The sequence below is a fragment of the Virgibacillus sp. GM2-2 genome, from assembly GCF_055329585.1.
The window spans coordinates 546,945-566,471 of the sequence record NZ_JBUZWC010000001.1 but is presented as its reverse complement, the minus strand read 5'-3'; the positions used below and the strand labels follow the sequence as shown (position 1 = coordinate 566,471).

The following is a 19,527-nucleotide window of genomic DNA, read 5'->3' as shown; positions in this document are numbered from 1 at the left end:
AGTGGTTATAGTATAAACTTATGCTTTCTAACTGTCAATATTCATTTAGAGGGTTATATTTTAGAAAGGGTGAGATGGTGCAAAGACAAGAGAAGTACACTTTTTACCGACTCAATGAGAATATATGCTTAGATTTTATTAACACTGTCGGATACCATTTCAATGAAAACCCTAATGAATGGCTAACTAGTTATGAAAAGTTAGTAAGATGGGGATTTGAAGTGGATGCTTTGCAGGGAGATAATCAGATTGAATCGCTAGAAAGATTGGCAGCAGTCCATGATAAGAGAGCCGAGCATGTTTTGAAACGTGCCATTGAATTAAGAGAAGCGTTATTCCGAATTTTTTGTGCAAAGATACAAGGAACGGAAGTCAGTTCAAAAGATCTGTTCATTTTAAATAAGCATTTGCGAAGGGCGAATAAATTTTTGGAAGTTAAATGTAACAATGAAAACGAGTTTACTCTAGATTTTCGTCCAAACAGTTCGGATCTTGATTACATGCTGTGGCCCGTAGCAAAATCTGCTGTCAATTTATTAGTTTCTAAAGAAATTAATCGCGTAAAGGTATGCGAAGGTGGTACTTGTGGCTGGTTGTTTCTAGATACGAGCCGTAATCGCAGTCGCCGCTGGTGTTCAATGGACGATTGCGGAAATAAGGCAAAAGCTAAACGACACTACCAAAATAAGAAAAAACTGTAAAAATATTTTTACAAATTTGTTAAATAGTAAAAGTATTATAGACAATTCTCTGTAAAGTGATAAAATAATAGCTAAGTATATTTGCGGGGAGAAATTGTTATGAAGCTCTGGTTGAGAAAAATATCCGTAATCCTAATCACATTTATGACACTTGGAGTCTATATCCCACCGACGTATTTAAATGCGGAGGAAAATACCGAAACGGTTACTTCGGAAGTAGCGACTGAAACTCCAACTGCAGAAAATAGTGAAGAGGATAGGCTAGAAGAATCTGAAGAAGTTGACATAATACATGCATTAACGGAACAGGCTAAGGCTCAAACTTTAACCAAACTAGGGCCAAAAATCATGCATCAAGTGGAAGATGATTTTACAAATACGATTTTACCGAATATGGAACTCGTCCTTCAGAGTATACTAGAGGAAGCGGGAAAAGAATCACCGTATCTTGCCATTACTGAAATGCCAGCCCGAGGCTATGGAGAAAAAATCTTTACCATTTATGACTATCAAACGAAAGAGGATATTGTACGATTTGACGTCCGTCGTGATAAACGTCCGAAAGAAGGGTACTGGTTTAATTTCCATTATCACGTAAACAAAGATAGCTTTGAGGAGCACCACAATATTGGTGAAATCTACTGGGATAAAAATGTTCCGCTGAAGTGGATGTCTTAACTAACCATTGAATTTGATGGTTAGTTTTTTAGTTTTGAGACGGTTCCAGTCGGGAGTTAATTGGAAATACTGGCCAAATTTTTAAAATACAAGCCATGTAGGAAAAATACAGGCTGAATTTCACAAAATACAAGCCGAATTAGAGAAATACGAGCCACCACAAAATATACCTATTTACTAAATGAGGGTGACTGGCATCCGTATGAATACCCAAGAAATGTAAAACCGCAGCGCTCTAAGATTGGTCTGCTCATCGGGCTTGCATCAACGGTTAGAAAAGGATGCCCCTTTTCAAACGCTCTACTCGCGCGGGTAGCTAGTATTGCACGATAGAAGCCTTTTCCACGATATTCTGGAAGTGTTGAGCCACCCCATAAACTCGTAAAGGAAGAGTTTGGCTCGATGTACATCCAGGCAGCACTTACTAGCTTTTCCTTATCATACATGCCGTAAAGATATAACGACTCAGGATCGCTCTGTTTATCGCGCCATAGTCTCTTGCCAAGTTCTGCATGTGACTCATTCCAAATAGTGTCCTCGAGTTGGACAATATCCTGAATGCCCATTTCGTCGGTGATTTTTGTTACATTTTGCCCTCCTGAATGGTGAAGCAAAGAATGTGATTCATCCAGTTTCATAACCATCAGGGCTTCGGGATCATCAATTGTAAATCCCTTTTGGGAAAGCAACTCAGTTAAATTTGCAGGCTGGTCGTAGCTATACACTTTCCATTCAAATTCCTGTTTACGATCCCGGAAATAGGCTAGTTCCGCTTCTATTACTTTCTTTGCATTTGCGTCCGTCAAACTAGATGCAATAATGAAGTTTTTCTCGCCACCTTGTGATAGATGGCGCACCACATAATCCGTCTCTTTCCGTTCGTATCCGAGTGTTTTGGCATTTTGACGTAGTTCTTCATGGAAAGTCGCTAGTAACTCGTTTTTGTACATATAAATTTCTCCTTATAACTAACAAAATAATAGGAACGTTCGTTCGAATATGCTATAATAGATTAATCAATAGACTAGCTTCATATGAGGGATTTTGGCATACGCTTTACCTTCAGGGCTTTTGTCCATGAAGGGAGGTGCTGCCTATGGATATAAAAGATGTATTAACGCTAATGATTTCATTCGGCATGTTAATAGCGTTTATTATGTCCGAAAAAAGTAATAAAAAATAATCCCTCATATGCTTTAGCGAGACAGTGAGGGATTATTTCCAGAGCTGTGCCACCCCTCTTGATGGGGTTGGACTATTGTAACCGTATCATGTGATTAGCATGGTACGGTTTTTACTATATTATGAACTTCTGTATTTATTATACCATGAATTGGAGTTTTGTACACATTTCAATAATCATCCCAGTTATCGATCGTTTGCATGACTAATCGTTTAACGTCGCTAACCTTGTTGACTCCTCCATGTTTATTATTTAGCAGATCACATAAAGCAATTAAATCAACTAACTTTGCGAGCTTCTTCCAATCTTTCTGCAACATGACGCCACCAGATTGTAAGCCGTCAATAAAAGCTTTCTCGAAATCAGTAATAGAGGAGAAGTTTTCATAACGCAACATATTTCCAATGTCTACATGAACTGGACCAGCAAAAGCAAATTCCCAGTCGATAATACCAGTAACTTCTTTTTCCGCAACCACTATATTCAAGCCGTTGTAATCACTATGTACAAGTGCAGGTGTCGGATCAATATCTTTTAAAAGGTGACTGTTCATTCGTGTGAAATTCCACAGTTTTTCAGTTAGCTCTTCCCCTAGCCAGTGACCCGTATGGCCGTCTATTAAAAATTCTTCCATAAACGAAAGAAACGTGTCAGGCGTTACCTTCATCGGTACGGTCACTTCTAAATTTTCATTGAAAAGTCCTGCTTGAGTAAATGTATTTTTTCTCATTTGAGCAAGCCAATAGCCTGTAGAATAGGCTGCTTTTTTCAAAAAAAGAGTATCGTTACTATACATCGTATCCTTCAGGTGTATCCCCTCTTTCCATTCCATGATGGAAAAGGATGCATTTCCTTGATAGTGACTATAATAGATTTCTGGAACAGGCAGTGACTCGTGCAACTTGGTGTGTAGTGCGCTCTCGAACCTACACTTCTTTTCATCACTAATTCGCAATACCAATGGTTTTTCACTAGAATTAATTTTTACTTTGTAATTTGTATTACTAAATCCCCCACTTAATAATTGAACAGATTCTAATTGCATGCCTGGCGAAAAATGGTGGATCATTTCTTCAAGTTCATGATTCGGAAGTGAATAAAGCGGTTTTACTCGTTCCCAGTTTTCCTTCATATTTCTCCTCCTCATTGGACTCAACCCTAAGTCTATCACTATTTCACTTTGCGGAATAGTGCGAAAGTATAGTAACCTATTGATAGATAATTAAAAGGGGAAATGACAGTGAAAAAAATCAATCAACTATCCATACCAACTAACGCAAGGGTAATCGTGATTTCGGATATTCACGGGGAGTTGGAGCTATTCAAAAGGCTATTAACAAAAGTAAATTTCAGCGAAGAAGATTACCTAATTATTAACGGTGATCTTTGTGAAAAGGGTCGTGACAGTATTGGGGTTGTAAATTATGTAATGGCACTGCAAGCTTCCAATGCTAACGTACATGTGACAGAGGGAAACTGTGATTCGATTGTTGAAAATCTACTAGTAGAGGATCCAAGGCTCATCCATTATGTTTTGAAACGTAGATCAATTATAGGCGAGTGGGCAGAAAAGATTGGTTTTGAAATCAATGAAGATACAGATGTTAAAGAACTAAAGGTAATTTTGCTGGAGCATTTCGGAAAAGAAATCACTTGGCTTATGGAACTTCCAACTGCAATTGAAACGCCAAACTATATCTTTGTTCACGCAGGAATTGAGGATGTGGAAGATTGGAAGGACACAGAGCGTGATTTAGCTATAGCGATGCCGACGTTTTTAGAAAAAACCCACCGCGCAGACAAATACGTAATTGTGGGCCACTGGCCAGTGGCAAATTATGCAACAGACGCACCAGCAAATAATCCAATTATCGATACCGATAAAAAAATCATTGCAATCGATGGCGGGAATGTGATTAAACCAACAGGACAATTAAACGCGTTTATTATCAAAACTGCTACAAACGGAGATGCATTTTCGAATACATATATGGACCATTTCCAAACACGTGAAGTGCAGGAAGATTTTCGTACCGAATCGGAAATGACGGGTGCCATTACGTATCCGCACTATGAAATTGTTCCTATTGAAACGGGCGATAGTTTTTCGCTTTGTAAGCAATTAGGGACAAATAAGCATTTTTACGTAAAAAACGAATATGTTAAACAACAGGAAGATGGAAACTATACCGTCAAAACAGACGTATCGTGTACGCAACTCCATGTCAAAAAAGGTGATATCGTTTCGATCGTGGATGATAGCTGTGAGGATTACACGTTGATAAAAAAAGATGGAAAAGAAGGTTGGGTTCGAAAAGACATTTTAGCGAATTTGTTGTATACTACAAATTAAGTGAATAGGTTATCAAGAGTGACTGAGAGATCTGGCTCAACGACGTCACAGCAACCTGCTTAAGCAAGGTGCTAACACCAGCAAAGTGTATGCTTTGGATGATAAGTCGGTAGGAGACCCCTTTATGCAATCCAAGCATAAAGGGGTTTTTATATATTTTTTTAAAAGGAGATGATTTTGGTGAAGCGAATTTTTGTGGAAAATGGAAAGGTAAGAGAATTAAGTGAGGAAGAGTTTGAAAAATTGCCTCCATCAACATCGGTGTCTGATATCGTAAAGGAAATGACTCCAGAAGAGATTGAAGCGTTTCATTGGGAACGATATGAAAGGTTTATTAAACCATTGATGGAACATAACCAGCGTGAGTTGAAGCGATTAAAATAATTCGCGCATTGTTATGGTCAAAACGCGCAGCAAACAAAATAAATCGATCAATAATCCATAGAAAACGCGCGACAGCACAATTGCTGCGCGTTTTCAATCTGTTCATGCGCGGTTATAACGCAGGTTCGATCGTTCTACTTTACATTATGCTCGATTTGCTAACTCTTCTATGTTTAATACATCCCAGAACGTGAAACACCTATTATAGAGTAACCATTTCAAGGAGGTAATCGAGTTGGTAGTACCGTTTAAACATGAACCGTTTACTGATTTTACAAATGAAGAAAATCGAAAAGCATATAAGATTGCATTGCGTGAGGTGGAGAACCGTTTAGGTAAGGATTATCCACTTGTAATTGGAGGAGAACGTGTTTTTACCGAAGACAAAATGACATCGGTAAATCCGTCAAATAAAGAACAAGTAATCGGATATGCTTCAAAGGCAACAAAGAAGCATGTAGATCAAGCGATGGAAAAAGCCCAGGAAGCTTTCAAGAAATGGCGAGGATTTACTCCAGAGGAACGAGCTGAGGTATTGTTCAAGGCAGCAGGAATTGTCCGACGCCGAAAACATGAGTTTTCAGCGACGATGTCTTTTGAAGCCGGGAAGCCATGGGGGCAAGCTGATGCCGATACCGCGGAAGGAATTGACTTTCTTGAGTATTATGGCAGACAAATAATTGAACTTGGTAAAGGTAAGGAAATTAACGATCGAGAAAATGAAAACAATACTTATTTCTATCAACCGATGGGGCCAGGTGTCGTAATCCCACCATGGAACTTTGCGTTTGCGATAGTTTGCGGGACAACTGTAGGGCCGGTTGTAGCAGGTAACCCTGTTCTGTTGAAGCCAGCTGAGGATACGCCAGTTATTGCATATATGCTAGTGGAAGCTTTAGAAGAAGCGGGCTTACCAAAAGGCGTAGTAAACTTTCTTACTGGCGATCCAAAAGAAATCGGTGATTATTTGGTTGACCACCCTGAAACCCATTTCATCAACTTTACAGGTTCACGTGGAACAGGAACACGTATTTATAAGCGTGCTGCTGAAGTCCAAGAAGGGCAAAACTTCTTAAAGCGAGCTGTTATAGAGATGGGTGGTAAGGATACGATTATCGTTGACGATAATGCTGATTTGGACTTGGCGGCTGAATCAATTGTCAACTCCGCATTTGGATTCCAGGGCCAGAAATGTTCGGCTTGTTCGCGAGCGGTGATTCACAAAGATGTTTATGACGAAGTGCTTGAAAAGTCAATCCAGCTTGCTAAGGACGTAACAGTTGGGAATCCAACGGAAGAAGATCCGTATATGAGTGCGGTTATTAACCAGAAGCAATTTGATAGAATTAAAGGATATATCGATACAGGAAAAGATGAGGGAAAGCTCGTATTTGGTGGTGAAACCGACGATTCGAAAGGGTACTTCGTCTACCCAACGATTTTCGCTGATGTTGATCCAAAAGCAACTATTATGCAGGAAGAAATTTTTGGACCAGTCGTTGGTTTTACTAAAGCAAAAGATTTTGATGAAATGTTAGATATCGCAAATAATACAGACTACGGATTGACTGGTGCAGTGATTTCGAATAACCGTGAGCATTTAAATAGAGCGCGGTATGAATTCCAAGTTGGAAATCTATATTTCAATCGTGGCTGCACAGCGGCTATTGTAGGATACCATCCGTTTGGCGGATTCAAAATGTCCGGCACCGACGCAAAAGCTGGTGGACCAGATTATTTATTAAACTTCCTTGAAGCGAAAACTGTATCGGAAATGATGTAAAAGAAATGGCAGCCTAGCTTAGCTGGGCTGCTTGATTTATGGGCAGTTACTCTAGCCCCAATACTTCCAAACCAATCTCAGCAAGCTTCATTTGCCCTTTGATAGTTGGATGGATGTCACCTTGAATTACATAAGCTGCTTGGTTTTGACCAAATGCGGTATAGGCATCAGCCAGTAATACATCATCGTAAGTTGCATTGTAATAAGCGGTTAGTCCAGCAAAATGATGATTTATACTAGGTAGAATCTGTATTCCAACCGTATGCAATGGATCCTCCACCTGGAATGGATTATAAACGTTGTACATAACAATCGGTGCATCTGTAAGTGTCCGCGTTTCCGCAATGATTTTGCCGATATTACCGAACAAATTACTGCTTTGAATTTGTTGCTGTAGTGACTGCATAAATAATTCCGGATTGCCGTTACTCGAATCCTGAGCAGCCCTTAACGCCTGTAGTAAGTCATTATTTCCGATCGTTAACGCAATATAATCTGCATGTCTAACAGCTTGCCGATATTTTTGATCAGATTTTAAAGCAATCAACATTTGCTCGGTTTGCCAGCCAGGAACGCCAAGATTCCGAACACGAAGTTCAGCATTTTCTCCAATCAAAAATGGATAGGCATACTTGGAAGGATGATGGTTGTTTTGCCCTAGGTTATACCCGAAAGGAATCGAGTCGCCTAAAGCTACAAGTGATTCTTTAGCCTGGTCACTTTTTGCAAAAGCAGTTGATGAAAACAGTAAACTTAAGATTAAAAACAATGCCAACAACTTAACGATTATCTTCAATGGAAACACTCCCTTTTTATGTAGCATGTCTTCATTATAATTGAGCTTTGAGGAATAGTATGTCGAAATAACGAACACAAGAAATGTTTATTATGGTATGTAATCCATTAGTTTCGCTTTAAACATCTTATCCTTATGAAAGAACAAGTACTTTATTCGTTTTCATTGGTTAAAAGAAATTAAAGGCTAATATTATGATAAAATAAATTTATTAAAATCATTTTGAAAATGAATGTTTTTATTATTTAAATAAGAAATGAGTGATTAACGTGAACATTTCCCCAACCATAAAAGGTAAATCCGTGCTACTTCGAAAGCCTATGGACAGTGATGTTCATGATCGTTTTAAATGTGGACGGAGTGTAGAACTTATCAGATTGTACGGTGGCAATACTAAAAATTTAAAACCTTTCACGATGGAAGGTGCACAGTATTTTGTAGATCAAATTTTGTCACAAAAATTAAATTGGTGTGTGGAATACCAGGGTAGATGTATAGGCGAAGCTAGATTAACTGTTTCTGATGAGGATAATCGAGCAAGATACGCTATTGGCCTGTTTGATACTACAGTTTGGGGAAAAGGATTGGGTACTGAAATAACACAATTAATTTTGCAGTATGCTTTTGATGAACTTAAACTTCACCGAGTTGATTTGCGGGTATTAGAGTACAATCAACGAGCGATTGCTTGTTACGAAAAGTGCGGTTTCATAAAAGAAGGATTCGAACGTGAAGGTGCGTTAATCGAAGGCAAATATGAGACCGATGTCATGATGAGTATTTTAGATAGGGAGTATGCAATACTTAAGGATAATGGGTGATACGAATGAACAAACATTTATTTTTGTTCGGTGGTGGCCTGCCGTTTACACCAAGACTAGCAAGGGAATTTAGTTTGATTGTGCAAAAAAGCAATAAACCTGTTTCGATCTTGTTTATCGAACGTGATGGCTGGGAGGAATACATATCCCGGGTTCAAAGTGATTTAATGGAATTTGGGTTAACAAATTTTCATGCTATTCCTCTTCCATCGACTCCTCACGAGGATGCTGTTCAGAGGATACAAAACAGTTCTGGCATTATCATTCTTGGTGGTAACACAAATTTGTATGCCGATTACATCGTTGACACTCCTATTTCACAAGCAATTAAAGCTGCCTATGATGATGGAGTACCTGTAACAGGTTTTTCAGCTGGCGCACTTATTAGCCCGGAAACGTGTATCATTTCAGCTAAAGATAATGATCAGCAGGAATACCAGGAGCGGATAGGCTTAGGGTTGATTTCTAATGTCATCATTGCCGTACATTTTTCTCAATGGGGCGATGAAGGTCATATACGGCAGGCAGTCAGCAAACATCCAAACTATATAAACTATGGAATTGATGAGGATACTGGTATTTATCTGAAAAATAACCGCCTTATGGACATGGAAGGTTATGGTGTATACAGCATAGAAAACGGTGAATTAATAGGCATAAAGTAATACAGAATACCCGAACACTTTTTGTTAAAATTAAATACAGGTGCAAGAAGGCTTTCATGGGTGGTGGCTCATTCCCTTTTTGAAAGGGGGTGATGCCTGGATGACAGTATTTGAGACTATTTTTTTGATGATTTCGTTCGGAACTCTAGTCGTTGCGATTCTGTCAAACAAAAACAAATAACCACCCTAGCCTGGTGAGCAAGTAGGTGGTTATTTTCCACTTTGTGAGCCGCCGCTTTTGAAGGGCTATTGCACTCGGCCGTATGGTGTAACAGCACCATGCGGTCTTTTGTATAGCATATGATTTTCTATTTATAGTATACCTCATTTGTATGTAATGTTAAACCTGAATGGAGTTGAAGCTATGTTTTATCGGAGAAAATTTTATATTGTGAGAAATGAATTTGTAGAGGTTTTCAACGAGCATTTCAATAAAACCAACCTGCCTAATCAATTAAAACATGGAACGAGGTTGATCGGTCGGTGGATGAAACCGAACGATGATGATACGGTTGAGATATTTGCCATTTGGGAGTACGACAGCTATGAGGACTACATTGAAATTGAGTCTAAGATTAGAAATGATGAGGATCATTTGCAGCGAATAAAAGCGTGGTATGAAAAGTATGGGGGAAAAGAATATATTACTAAGAACTACATACTCGAAATAAGGAATGAGGAATTAGAATCCACTGTAACAAAAGTGTAAAGTTTATGTTTCTTCTTTTATGGGAATTTCTCCTATAGCAGGATGCATGCTGTGATAGAAAAATCAAAACATCTAGGAGAAGAAAACATGAAAAATATATTATCATTCAAAGTCCAATCTAACTCGTTAACCACTTCTGATACATTAAGTTTTTATCAACTGTGTAAAACGTCTAATTGTATTATTTATCTGCTAAGAAACGGTATTTCGTGTCGCGTTGAAAATATCCCAAATCTGATGTCTTTCATTTTAACACAAAGGGAACAAGACTTACTTGTTGTAATCGAGGGGAATGATGCGAAATCGTTAAAAGAACGACTTTCTGCGTTTTTCAATCGACAAAAAATTCTAATCGGTTAATATAAAGATGAGCCCTTGAATAAATAGATCATATTAAAAACCTACGCAACTTACGATAGATGCGTAGGTTTTATCATGTTCTATAAACAAAAAAAGAGCAAAATTGGTGTTTACTTACTAGTTATTATTTGTAGATAGGGAAGCATCATCACGATCATCATTGTCTGTATCTGGACCTTTCATTTTTGCCAGAATGATTGAGACTGCTACAATCAACAACATTACACCCCAGAAGGTAACCTTCCACCAAATGCTATGCGTGAATTCTTCCGTTATTAATCCAAGCTTAACATCTGGGTGAGCTAATGTATGCATCGCTAGTTTTACACCTACCCATGCAACGATAATGAATGCCGCTTTTTCGAGTACTGGATATTTTTTCATGAATTTTACAACATAGTTTGCTGCAATTCGGATGAACGCGATTCCGATCAACATACCGATGAAGACAACAGCAAATTTTCCACCATCCATGCCCCCGATCGTTGGAAAACCGGTATTTGGTAGAGCGACTGCAATTGCAACTGCTGCTAAAATCGAGTCGATTGCGAATGCGATATCGGTAAGTTCAACTTTTAAAATGGCTTTCCATAAACTTTGATCACCGTCGATCGACGAATTAGACGAATTAGATTTTGACTCTTTTTTCTTCTTAACAATGCTTTTTACCCCTAAGTAAATTAAGTAAGCAGCACCGATTGCTTGAATTTGCCATATGTTCACGACAAATGAGATCGCGAATAAAGCAGCGAATCGAAAAATGAATGCTCCGACTATGCCATAAAACAATGCTTTTTTGCGCTTTTTTTCTGGTAAGTTTTTAACGATCACACCCATGACAAGTGCATTGTCAGCGGAGAGTAAACCTTCTAGGCCAATAATGACAAGTAATGCCCAGCCATATTCGAGCCATAATCCCACTAAAAATCACCTTTCTTTCTTTGCTGATTGTATGTTCCCTCATTCGATTTAAGGTAAACGTACTAGCGTTATCGTGTTAAACTGTATGTAATGTTCTGAAAAGTGAAGGGTGAGACGATGGGATTTAAGTATCGTTATCAGAGTATGTGGATGAAGAAGGGGTTTGGGTCTTTTGTCGGTGCAATTATTGCATTGGGGATGTGTGCTTTCTCCATTTATACAATGGAGGGAGCGCCAGGAATTGCTGTATATGTATTTACTGGTATTGCTTGTGTAATTGAAATGTTGTGGGGTATTTATTATATAAACTTACCGGATAAGGATTACATACTACTTGAAGATCGTGCGCTTACAATCTATCAAGGCTTGATTTTTCCTAGGAAGAGAATTGGCTTTGAATCGATTGAAAAAGCAATTGAAATAAATACGATCATTGAACTGAAACTAAAGGATGATGACGAGCAAGTGTTATATATGGAATGGCTTGATAAAAAAGATGAAAAAGAACTAAAAAAGAGACTTAAGGAAAAAGTAAATTGGAGGACTGCCGATGTCAGTTGAGGCGATTTTCACTAAAGTTCCATTACTAGAAACGGATAGATTTTTGCTACGAGGGTTAACATTGCATGACAGTGCTGCGTTATTTGAGTTTATGCAGGATAAAGAAACGATGAAATTTATCACACCTCACCCAGTTGAGACGTTGTCAGCTATGAAGGACAAAGTTCAAGATCAATTGTATCGTTATGGGAAACGAAAGGAAATTCCATGGGTAATTATGGATAAGGAAAATGAAGCAATTGTTGGCGATTTCCACTTACATAAAATTCATTTGTGGCATATGAAGGCGGAAATGGGTGTAGTCATTAAGAAAGAATACCAAGGCAAGGGAGTCATGAGTGAGATCATGGAGAAAGTTCTTGACTTTGGATTTAATGAACTTGGTTTAAATCGGATTGTTGGAGACATTTTTGCAGGAAATGTTCGTTCTGAAAAAATTTTACTAAAGTATGGTTTCAAGAAGGAAGGAGTTCTTCGGCAGACGGATTTTGATGGGAAACGGTTCCATGATACGGTTGTTTTTTCGATGATGCGTGATGAGTATGAGAAGTTGTATTTTAAATAGACAGATACTGGTGGCAGGTTGATTACGGTCCGGTATATCTATTTTGTAAATTAATCCTCGTTTGTTTGTCTAAATTGTCTTTCAAGGGATAGTAAAAGTTCTAGTTAATAGTTCTTATTTTTTATTCATTTAATTCCTGGATTGGGAAATACTACGTAATAGAACGTAATTTCTACATCAGGAAGGATGAAACAACATGAAAAAGAGTTTAATTTATTCACTAATACTCGTTCTAACACTAGGAATAGGAGCACCCTCCGTAATGGCTGCTTCTGATGACGCCTCTAGTATGGAGCGTGGTATTATTAGTGAAACGCATAGGAAAAATGCCATGTTAAATAGACATAAGGCAATGATCATTATTCAGGCAAAGGAACTGGGAATTGAAACGAGTGGAAAAGAACTTAATGTACTGGCAAAGGAAGTAAAAGAGGCACGGATAAAACGAGCGGCAGAAGAACTTAGCATTGATACGAAAGGGAAATCGTACGAGGAACTTGCCAAAGAGGTACATCATGCACGTGTAAAGGAAAAGGCAAAAGAGCTCGGAATTAGCATTGAAGGTAAAGACCCGAAAGAGCTAGCAAAAGAGGTTTATGAAACAATGCTAAAGCAACAGGCAGATGAATTAGGTATTCAAGCTAAGGGTAAAGAATTCAAGGAATTACAGAAGGAAGTATCCGAGCGTATGATAAAAGATGAAGCAGATGCTCTCGGAATCAAAACGAAAGGAAAAAGCACACATGAGTTAATGAAGGAAATTCATGAGAAGAAAATCTTCCAATCTGCTGAAAGACTAGGCATTGAAACGAAAAATAAGGATGCTCGGCAGTTAGTTGAAGAGATTATTAAAAATCATTATGAAGAAGCTAAAGAACGTAAACTTTATCCATTTGGTGAAAAGAAAAAAGGGCATATGAATTGGTAAATTCAATTCATATGACGCAAATGATTAGTAATTATAGTGAGATGCCTCCATTTACGTCGGAATAATAAAAGGTACGCGATAACTGGTCACTTTAAAACCATTATCGCGTACCTTTATTTTTTTCTGATGCCAATTTGTCGGCCGACTTCATTGGGGATTGGGTACGTCTGATGCAGCTTCGCCATATCGATTATATTTGCATCAATGGTGTCTGGAAAAGGCGCCGGTCGACCGCTTTCCATATTCATACCCATAAGCATTTGCTCGCTTGTAGCAAGACGTTCTCCTGCCTCATTTTCCATCACGAAAAATGTGTGTAATCGTTTTGCATCATTGTCTAATAGTTGAACCGATACGTTAATTGATTCATTAATATGGGCCTCTGCCAAGTAGCATACGTGTGTTTCCAAGGTGAAAATAGAATAATTTTCTCGCTCGCGGAACTTTTCGTCTATGCCAATTTCGATCATAAACTGGTCAACCGCCATGCTAAAAACACGTGAATATTCAGCATCGTTCATATGTCCATTATAGTCAACCCATTCAGGGCGTACCTGTTCTTCTAATAAAGTGTGCTTATTCAGAGTCATTGATGTACTCCTTTCCAGCTGTTTTCTGTATACTGCTGAACTATATCTTTCCGTTTAAATTTGCTGCTGGCCAATACTTTTCGAGCAGTTGTTGAAGTTCTATTAAAAAATCATCACGGCGCTGTTCCAGTTCGGTAATGGAATGCCCCTCTGTTTGTTGTTCACAACCTTCTACAACACGTTCTGTTAGTTCATCAGTTAACTCAGGTGCAACAAGTTTAGTCCATGGTAATTTCAATGCTGGCCCAAACTGTTCAAGCATATGACGCATACCCTGCTCTCCACCTGCTAAATGTAAGGTTAAAAAAGGTCCCATCAGTGCCCACCGTAAGCCAGGTCCGTAGACGATTGATGCATCAATTTCTTCCGTTGTCGCGATGCCGTCATTCACAAGGTGCAGAGACTCACGCCAAATAGCTTCCATCAATCTGTCTGCAACATGACCGTCAATTTCTTTGGAAAGGACGAGCGGCTTCATGTTTATGGATGTATAAAAAGCTTCAGCCCTTTTTATATTCTTGGGATCCGTATCCTTTCCCCCAACCAATTCAACAAGCGGCACAAGATATACTGGATTAAATGGGTGTGCAACGATCACCCGCTCGGGGAACTTGCAATCTGCCTGCAAGGTACTTGGCATAATACCAGAAGTGCTGGATGCAATGATGGCATCAGGTTTAGCTAAGCGATCGATATCAGCTAAAAGCTTTCGTTTCAAATCTTCTCGTTCTGGTGCATTTTCCTGTATCAAGTCAGCTTTTGCTACGGCACTCTCAAGGTTTGCGTCAAAATGTAGGCGATCTCGTGATGCTCCATCAACTAAACCGTGCTTTTCTAAAGCTGGCCATGCATTATCAATTGATGCTCGCATTTTTGCTTCGGCGCCAGGTGCTGGATCGGTTGCGGTTACGTCATATCCTTGTGAAAGGAAACGGCCAATCCAGCCATTCCCTATAACACCTGTACCTACTACGGTTACATGCTTGATGGTATTTTTGATTTCGTTCATTATTATTCAGCCTTTCTTTGTGAAATTCTTAACCCTAGCTGCTCGCGCGCTTCTTTTGGTGTCATTGGTTCAGAACCTAGGCTTTCCATGATGGATACAGCTTTCTCAACTAGCTGGCCATTTGTCGCAAGTACTCCTTTTTTCAAATATAGGTTATCTTCTAACCCTACGCGGACATGACCACCAAGTAGAATGGATTGTGCAACCATTGGCATTTGCATACGTCCAATTCCAAACGCTGCCCAGTGTGCATTTGCTGGAAGTTTATCACGCATGTAAAGCATGGTCTCTGTATCAGCATCGGCTCCCCATGGGATCCCTAAGCAAAATTGAAACATTGGATCTCCGTCAATGAGGCCTTCATTGATTAGCTGTTTTGCGAAGCGAATGTGTCCAGTGTCAAAACATTCTAGTTCTGGCTTTACACCACTTTGCTGAATTAATTGAGCTTGTTTACGTAACCAATCAGTAGGGCTAATATATAGCTGATCACCAAAGTTAACGCTACCGCAGTCTAGTGTACAAATTTCAGGTAAAAATTTCCCAACGGGTTCATGGCGTTGTTCTGGAGTCTGAATATCTGTACCTTCTCCACCTTTAGTGGGGTCTTCTTCACTAGGAATCCAGTCACCTCCACCCCCGGCTGTAATGTTAAGGACAACATCTGTTTCAGATGCGCGGACTCTTTCCACGACTTCGCGGAATAACTCAGGGTCATGGCTAAGCTCTCCAGTTTTTGGGTCACGCACGTGAATGTGGGCAATCGTAGCCCCTGCTATAGCTGCTTCAATTGCTGAATCTGCTATCTCTTTCGGTGTTACCGGTACATGTGGGCTTTTTTCAGTAGTAGCTCCAGCACCTGTTATTGCACATGATAGAATGACTTTTCTTGGCATGATAATTCCTCCTAGCATTTGACTAACGTTATTTTTCTTCGCGAATAGGCACGTGTTTAAAGACCTCGCCACTTTCAAAAAACTCTGTAAGGCGATCAATCCAGTCATAGTAATCGAGCCATATACGCGTTTCCTTCAATAATTCATTAACTTTTTGTTCGGTTTCTTCATCTAAGGCTTCATTTTTCTCTATATTTGCAAGCTCTCTTTGAAGCTTCTGTTCGAACATTTTGCTTTTATTTATAGCTTTGCGCCAGTTAGACGTAAATAGAGATATAAAGGTCTGATAATAATCACGCTCAACATTGTAAAGGTCTTTTCTTATCCCTTTTTCGAATACCTTTTCGGCAATGTTCAGGTCTAACATTTCTCGTACAACTTGACTCATTCGAGTTTTGCTCATTCCAATGCTTTCTGATAATTCATCTAGGGTCATTGGTTTTCTATTCATATAAATAGTTCCAAGAACTCGTCCAACGGTTGATGAGATCCCGAATGTATGCATATTTTCAGCAATTTTTTCTACAAACTGCTCTTCAATTTTAATCGTTTTGTCGAACGGTTTTTCTTCCACGCTCTTCATCCTCTCGACTGCCTAATGTATATAAGATAATGTAACATACCTGGTTAAAAAATGGAAAATGAGCATTTTAGAGTATTTTGAAGTAAATTTACGTAATTCTACGCAAAACCACTTATAAACTTTATGCAATAAAAAGTTTATAAACTTTATAAATTATACGTACAATAAATAAGGTTTTTATTTTATGAACTATCCTTTATACTTATTATTGTCAAATTAGTATGACCGAAAACAGCTAAACTAGATAAAAATTATTTGGAGGTGTCTTTCACTTGCTGAAATTCAATCACGTGTCAAAAACATACGATGGAGGAAAGAAAGCGGTTGATGGTATGACCCTAGAGGTAGATAGAGGGGAATTTATTGTTTTTATCGGACCAAGTGGTTGTGGGAAAACAACAACTATGAAAATGATTAACCGTTTAATCGAACCTTCTGAAGGAAGCATTCACATAGAAGGAGAAAACATTTTGGAAAAAGATTTGGTCCAGCTTCGACGAGAAATAGGTTATGTCATTCAACAAATTGGACTATTTCCACATATGACAATTGAGGAAAACATTTCTCTTGTTCCAAAACTATTAAAGTGGCCAGAGGATAAACGACGGGCTCGTGCAGAAGAGCTATTGCAGCTGGTGGGCATGGAGAAAGCTTATCTAGATCGCTATCCACATGAACTTAGTGGCGGACAGCAACAGCGTATTGGTGTGTTACGTGCACTGGCGGCAGATCCTCCCCTTATCTTAATGGATGAGCCATTCGGTGCTTTAGATCCAATAACGAGAGATGCATTACAAGAAGAATTTAAAAAACTACAACAATCATTAGGGAAGACAATCGTTTTTGTCACGCACGATATGGATGAGGCATTAAAGCTTGCTGACCGAATTGTGATAATGCGTGATGGGGAATTAGTACAAGTTGGAACGCCTGACGAAATACTACGTAACCCAGCCGACGATTTTGTAGAAGAATTTATTGGTAAGGAACGATTAGTACAAGCACGACCAAACATTCAAACTGTTGAACAGATTATGAATGCAGATCCAGCGACGGTAACTGTCGACAAAACATTGTCAGATGCAATTCAAATTATGAAGCAACGTAGAGTTGATTCATTACTTGTTGTGGACGAGCATGGTCAATTAAAAGGATATATTGACATCGAAATTATCGATCAAAATCGCAAAAAGGCTACACTTGTCGGTGATGTATTAGAAATGGAATTATATACAGTTCCAGAAGGTACGTTACTCCGTGATACGATTCATAAAATTTTAAGAAGAGGTATGAAGTATGTACCAGTAGTAGATGAAAATCAGCGACTTAAAGGTATAGTAACGAGAGCAAACCTTGCGGATGTAGTTTACGACTCTATCTGGGGTGAAGAAGACAATCTTCATACATCGAATGTATAGAAAGGAGGAAAGGATATGGATCAATTAGTGGAGTTTTTGGCCAACAACAGCGGTCAATTATTAGTGAAAACATGGGAACATTTTTATATTTCCCTTATTGCAGTTGTTCTTGGTGTAGTCGTAGCAATACCACTTGGCGTGGCACTTACACGTGTCCCTAAAATAGCTGGGTTTGTAATTGGTACGGTCGGAGTTGTTCAAACCTTTCCAAGCCTTGCAATTCTCGCCTTTTTCATTCCAATACTTGGTGTAGGGAAAATTCCAGCGATTGCTGCATTATTCTTCTATTCCATGCTACCGATGTTGCGAAACACATATATCGGTGTAAAAGGTATCGATAAAAATTTATTAGAAGCAGGGCGCGGTATGGGAATGAGCACATGGCAGCGTATCCGTAGTGTTGAATTGCCATTAGCCGTTCCTGTAATTATGGCGGGAATTCGTGTATCAACCGTTTATTTAATTGGTTGGGCAACACTCGCTTCCTTTATTGGAGCAGGTGGGTTAGGTGATTATATATTTAATGGCCTTAATCTATACCGACCAGATCTTATTATTGCAGGCGCTGTACCTGTTACATTACTAGCGTTAATTACAGATTTTCTTCTTGGGCGCTTAGAAGGAAAGGCAACGCCAAATGGCATAAAAGGTTCAGAGGAAGCCATTTAGAGAGGGGGATGATTAGAAGATGTTCACGAGAAAAAAGAAGTCAATTCTCGCATTAATACTTACTTCAGTATTACTCAGTGGTTGTTCATTGCCTGGATTAAGTGGACCTGCTGAGAAAACAGTTACGATTGGGACGCTTGGCACAGCTGAATCAGCAATCATGGGCAACATGGTGCGCCTGATGATTGATCATTATACAGATCTCCAAACAGAAATGATTACGAACATGGGATCATCTACCGTGCAACACAAGGCGATGATGGCTGGTGAAGTAGATATAACGGCAACTAGATATACTGGTACGGATTTAGTAGGAGCGCTTGGGATGGAACCCATCACTGATCCAGAGAAAGCTCTTAAAACCGTGAAAAGAGAATTTGAGGAACAGTTTAATCAGACTTGGTTTGATTCATACGGTTTTGCCAATTCATATGCTTTTACGGTAACTAGTGAACTAGCTGAAAAGGAAAATTTAAAAACTGTTTCAGATCTTGAGCCTATTGCTTCCGACCTGAGGTTAGGTGTAGACAGTGCATGGATACGCCGTCCAGCTGTAGGATATGAATCATTCAAAAAAACATATGGATTTGAATTTGGACGAGTTTTTCCAATGAATATTGGTTTGGTTTATAAAGCAGTGGAGAGCGGAGAAATGGATGTTGTACTCGCCTATACAACGGACGGACGCTTAGAAGCATTTGACTTGGTAACATTGAAAGACAATAAGCATTTGTTTCCACCATATGATAGTTCTCCTGTAGCTCGAAATGAAGTATTAAAGAAACACCCAGAGTTACGTGAAATTCTTCAAAAGCTAGCAGGGAAAATTTCAACGGAAAAAATGAGGGAAATGAATTATTTAGCTAATGTAAAAATGAAGGAGCCACGAATTGTGGCAGAGGAATTTTTAGAGGCACATAACTACTTTGAATAAACACTTTCAGGAGGTGAGAA

General features: G+C 39.0%; 25 protein-coding genes and 1 riboswitch. Of the genes, 17 read left to right on the top strand and 8 right to left on the bottom strand.

Annotated features, from left to right (window positions below; all coding sequences use genetic code 11):
• Nucleotides 1-74 precede the first annotated feature (74 nt).
• Together ACY9Z2_RS02520 and ACY9Z2_RS02515 are read left to right on the top strand one after the other, a co-directional pair.
• Complete coding sequence (locus ACY9Z2_RS02520; protein WP_463608025.1) at nt 75-701, top strand: CGNR zinc finger domain-containing protein; 627 nt, start codon at nt 75-77, stop codon at nt 699-701.
• Between the two features lie 99 nt (nt 702-800).
• A complete protein-coding gene (locus ACY9Z2_RS02515; RefSeq protein WP_463608024.1) occupies nt 801-1,379 on the top strand; it encodes a YpjP family protein in 579 nt (192 codons plus the stop codon).
• A gap of 170 nt (nt 1,380-1,549) precedes the next feature.
• On the opposite strand, the gene ACY9Z2_RS02510 is transcribed toward ACY9Z2_RS02515, so the two are convergent.
• Nucleotides 1,550-2,329 (bottom strand): GNAT family N-acetyltransferase, encoded by a 780-nt coding sequence (locus ACY9Z2_RS02510; protein ID WP_463608023.1) that lies wholly within the window; start codon nt 2,327-2,329, stop codon nt 1,550-1,552.
• 146 nt (nt 2,330-2,475) lie between these two features.
• Between ACY9Z2_RS02510 and ACY9Z2_RS02505 the strand changes: the two genes are divergently transcribed.
• Nucleotides 2,476-2,562, top strand: a complete 87-nt coding sequence (locus ACY9Z2_RS02505) for a putative holin-like toxin (protein ID WP_463608273.1) — start codon at nt 2,476-2,478, stop codon at nt 2,560-2,562.
• Between the two features lie 169 nt (nt 2,563-2,731).
• Here the strand turns inward: ACY9Z2_RS02505 and ACY9Z2_RS02500 are convergent, their stop codons facing one another.
• On the bottom strand, nt 2,732-3,694 hold the full coding sequence (locus tag ACY9Z2_RS02500) for a phosphotransferase family protein (protein ID WP_463608022.1): 963 nt from the start codon (nt 3,692-3,694) through the stop codon (nt 2,732-2,734).
• A gap of 108 nt (nt 3,695-3,802) precedes the next feature.
• Between ACY9Z2_RS02500 and ACY9Z2_RS02495 the strand changes: the two genes are divergently transcribed.
• From ACY9Z2_RS02495 to pruA, 3 genes are all read left to right on the top strand, one after another.
• On the top strand, nt 3,803-4,915 hold the full coding sequence (locus ACY9Z2_RS02495; protein WP_463608021.1) for a metallophosphoesterase: 1,113 nt from the start codon (nt 3,803-3,805) through the stop codon (nt 4,913-4,915).
• Between the two features lie 6 nt (nt 4,916-4,921).
• Nucleotides 4,922-5,023, top strand: a riboswitch (SAM riboswitch).
• Between the two features lie 72 nt (nt 5,024-5,095).
• A complete protein-coding gene (locus tag ACY9Z2_RS02490; RefSeq protein WP_463608020.1) occupies nt 5,096-5,299 on the top strand; it encodes a hypothetical protein in 204 nt (67 codons plus the stop codon).
• Between the two features lie 235 nt (nt 5,300-5,534).
• Nucleotides 5,535-7,082 carry an L-glutamate gamma-semialdehyde dehydrogenase gene (pruA, locus tag ACY9Z2_RS02485; protein ID WP_463608019.1) on the top strand — a complete coding sequence of 516 codons (1,548 nt, stop codon included), beginning with the start codon at nt 5,535-5,537 and terminating at the stop codon, nt 7,080-7,082.
• 46 nt (nt 7,083-7,128) lie between these two features.
• Here pruA and ACY9Z2_RS02480 read toward each other — a convergent pair whose 3' ends face one another.
• On the bottom strand, nt 7,129-7,878 hold the full coding sequence (locus tag ACY9Z2_RS02480) for a GDSL-type esterase/lipase family protein (RefSeq protein ID WP_463608018.1): 750 nt from the start codon (nt 7,876-7,878) through the stop codon (nt 7,129-7,131).
• Nucleotides 7,879-8,147: 269 nt separating this feature from the next.
• On the opposite strand from ACY9Z2_RS02480, the gene ACY9Z2_RS02475 reads away from it, so the two are divergent.
• From ACY9Z2_RS02475 to ACY9Z2_RS02455, 5 genes are all read left to right on the top strand, one after another.
• Nucleotides 8,148-8,699 (top strand): GNAT family N-acetyltransferase, encoded by a 552-nt coding sequence (locus ACY9Z2_RS02475; RefSeq protein ID WP_463608017.1) that lies wholly within the window; start codon nt 8,148-8,150, stop codon nt 8,697-8,699.
• A gap of 5 nt (nt 8,700-8,704) precedes the next feature.
• A complete protein-coding gene (locus ACY9Z2_RS02470) occupies nt 8,705-9,364 on the top strand; it encodes a Type 1 glutamine amidotransferase-like domain-containing protein (protein ID WP_463608016.1) in 660 nt (219 codons plus the stop codon).
• Nucleotides 9,365-9,464: 100 nt separating this feature from the next.
• Nucleotides 9,465-9,545 (top strand): putative holin-like toxin, encoded by an 81-nt coding sequence (locus ACY9Z2_RS02465; protein WP_463608272.1) that lies wholly within the window; start codon nt 9,465-9,467, stop codon nt 9,543-9,545.
• A gap of 183 nt (nt 9,546-9,728) precedes the next feature.
• A complete protein-coding gene (locus ACY9Z2_RS02460) occupies nt 9,729-10,073 on the top strand; it encodes an NIPSNAP family protein (protein WP_463608015.1) in 345 nt (114 codons plus the stop codon).
• A gap of 87 nt (nt 10,074-10,160) precedes the next feature.
• On the top strand, nt 10,161-10,433 hold the full coding sequence (locus ACY9Z2_RS02455) for a hypothetical protein (protein WP_463608014.1): 273 nt from the start codon (nt 10,161-10,163) through the stop codon (nt 10,431-10,433).
• Nucleotides 10,434-10,550: 117 nt separating this feature from the next.
• On the opposite strand, the gene ACY9Z2_RS02450 is transcribed toward ACY9Z2_RS02455, so the two are convergent.
• The gene (locus ACY9Z2_RS02450; RefSeq protein WP_463608013.1) at nt 10,551-11,354 is read right to left on the bottom strand and encodes a TerC family protein; all 804 of its coding nucleotides are present in this window, start codon (nt 11,352-11,354) and stop codon (nt 10,551-10,553) included.
• 150 nt (nt 11,355-11,504) lie between these two features.
• Between ACY9Z2_RS02450 and ACY9Z2_RS02445 the strand changes: the two genes are divergently transcribed.
• From ACY9Z2_RS02445 to ACY9Z2_RS02435, 3 genes are all read left to right on the top strand, one after another.
• Entirely contained in the window at nt 11,505-11,915 is a 411-nt protein-coding gene (locus ACY9Z2_RS02445; protein WP_463608012.1) for a hypothetical protein, read from the top strand.
• The gene (locus ACY9Z2_RS02440) at nt 11,905-12,480 is read left to right on the top strand and encodes a GNAT family N-acetyltransferase (RefSeq protein WP_463608011.1); all 576 of its coding nucleotides are present in this window, start codon (nt 11,905-11,907) and stop codon (nt 12,478-12,480) included. The genes ACY9Z2_RS02445 and ACY9Z2_RS02440 overlap by 11 nt, the downstream gene beginning before the upstream one ends.
• A 196-nt stretch (nt 12,481-12,676) precedes the next feature.
• A complete protein-coding gene (locus tag ACY9Z2_RS02435; RefSeq protein ID WP_463608010.1) occupies nt 12,677-13,408 on the top strand; it encodes a hypothetical protein in 732 nt (243 codons plus the stop codon).
• Between the two features lie 113 nt (nt 13,409-13,521).
• Here the strand turns inward: ACY9Z2_RS02435 and ACY9Z2_RS02430 are convergent, their stop codons facing one another.
• The 4 genes from ACY9Z2_RS02430 to ACY9Z2_RS02415 are packed head-to-tail and all read right to left on the bottom strand — an operon-like array spanning nt 13,522 to nt 16,486.
• Nucleotides 13,522-13,998: a thioesterase family protein gene (locus ACY9Z2_RS02430; RefSeq protein WP_463608009.1), complete on the bottom strand. Its 477-nt coding sequence runs from the start codon at nt 13,996-13,998 to the stop codon at nt 13,522-13,524.
• Between the two features lie 40 nt (nt 13,999-14,038).
• A complete protein-coding gene (locus ACY9Z2_RS02425) occupies nt 14,039-15,007 on the bottom strand; it encodes an L-carnitine dehydrogenase (RefSeq protein ID WP_463608008.1) in 969 nt (322 codons plus the stop codon).
• Between the two features lie 2 nt (nt 15,008-15,009).
• Entirely contained in the window at nt 15,010-15,903 is an 894-nt protein-coding gene (locus ACY9Z2_RS02420; protein ID WP_463608007.1) for a beta-keto acid cleavage family enzyme, read from the bottom strand.
• Nucleotides 15,904-15,931: 28 nt separating this feature from the next.
• Nucleotides 15,932-16,486 carry a GbsR/MarR family transcriptional regulator gene (locus tag ACY9Z2_RS02415; RefSeq protein WP_463608006.1) on the bottom strand — a complete coding sequence of 185 codons (555 nt, stop codon included), beginning with the start codon at nt 16,484-16,486 and terminating at the stop codon, nt 15,932-15,934.
• A gap of 272 nt (nt 16,487-16,758) precedes the next feature.
• Between ACY9Z2_RS02415 and ACY9Z2_RS02410 the strand changes: the two genes are divergently transcribed.
• The 3 genes from ACY9Z2_RS02410 to ACY9Z2_RS02400 are packed head-to-tail and all read left to right on the top strand — an operon-like array spanning nt 16,759 to nt 19,507.
• The gene (locus tag ACY9Z2_RS02410; protein ID WP_463608005.1) at nt 16,759-17,904 is read left to right on the top strand and encodes a betaine/proline/choline family ABC transporter ATP-binding protein; all 1,146 of its coding nucleotides are present in this window, start codon (nt 16,759-16,761) and stop codon (nt 17,902-17,904) included.
• A gap of 15 nt (nt 17,905-17,919) precedes the next feature.
• A complete protein-coding gene (locus ACY9Z2_RS02405) occupies nt 17,920-18,573 on the top strand; it encodes an ABC transporter permease (protein WP_463608004.1) in 654 nt (217 codons plus the stop codon).
• Between the two features lie 19 nt (nt 18,574-18,592).
• Complete coding sequence (locus ACY9Z2_RS02400) at nt 18,593-19,507, top strand: osmoprotectant ABC transporter substrate-binding protein (RefSeq protein ID WP_463608003.1); 915 nt, start codon at nt 18,593-18,595, stop codon at nt 19,505-19,507.
• The last annotated feature ends 20 nt before the right edge of the window (nt 19,508-19,527 follow it).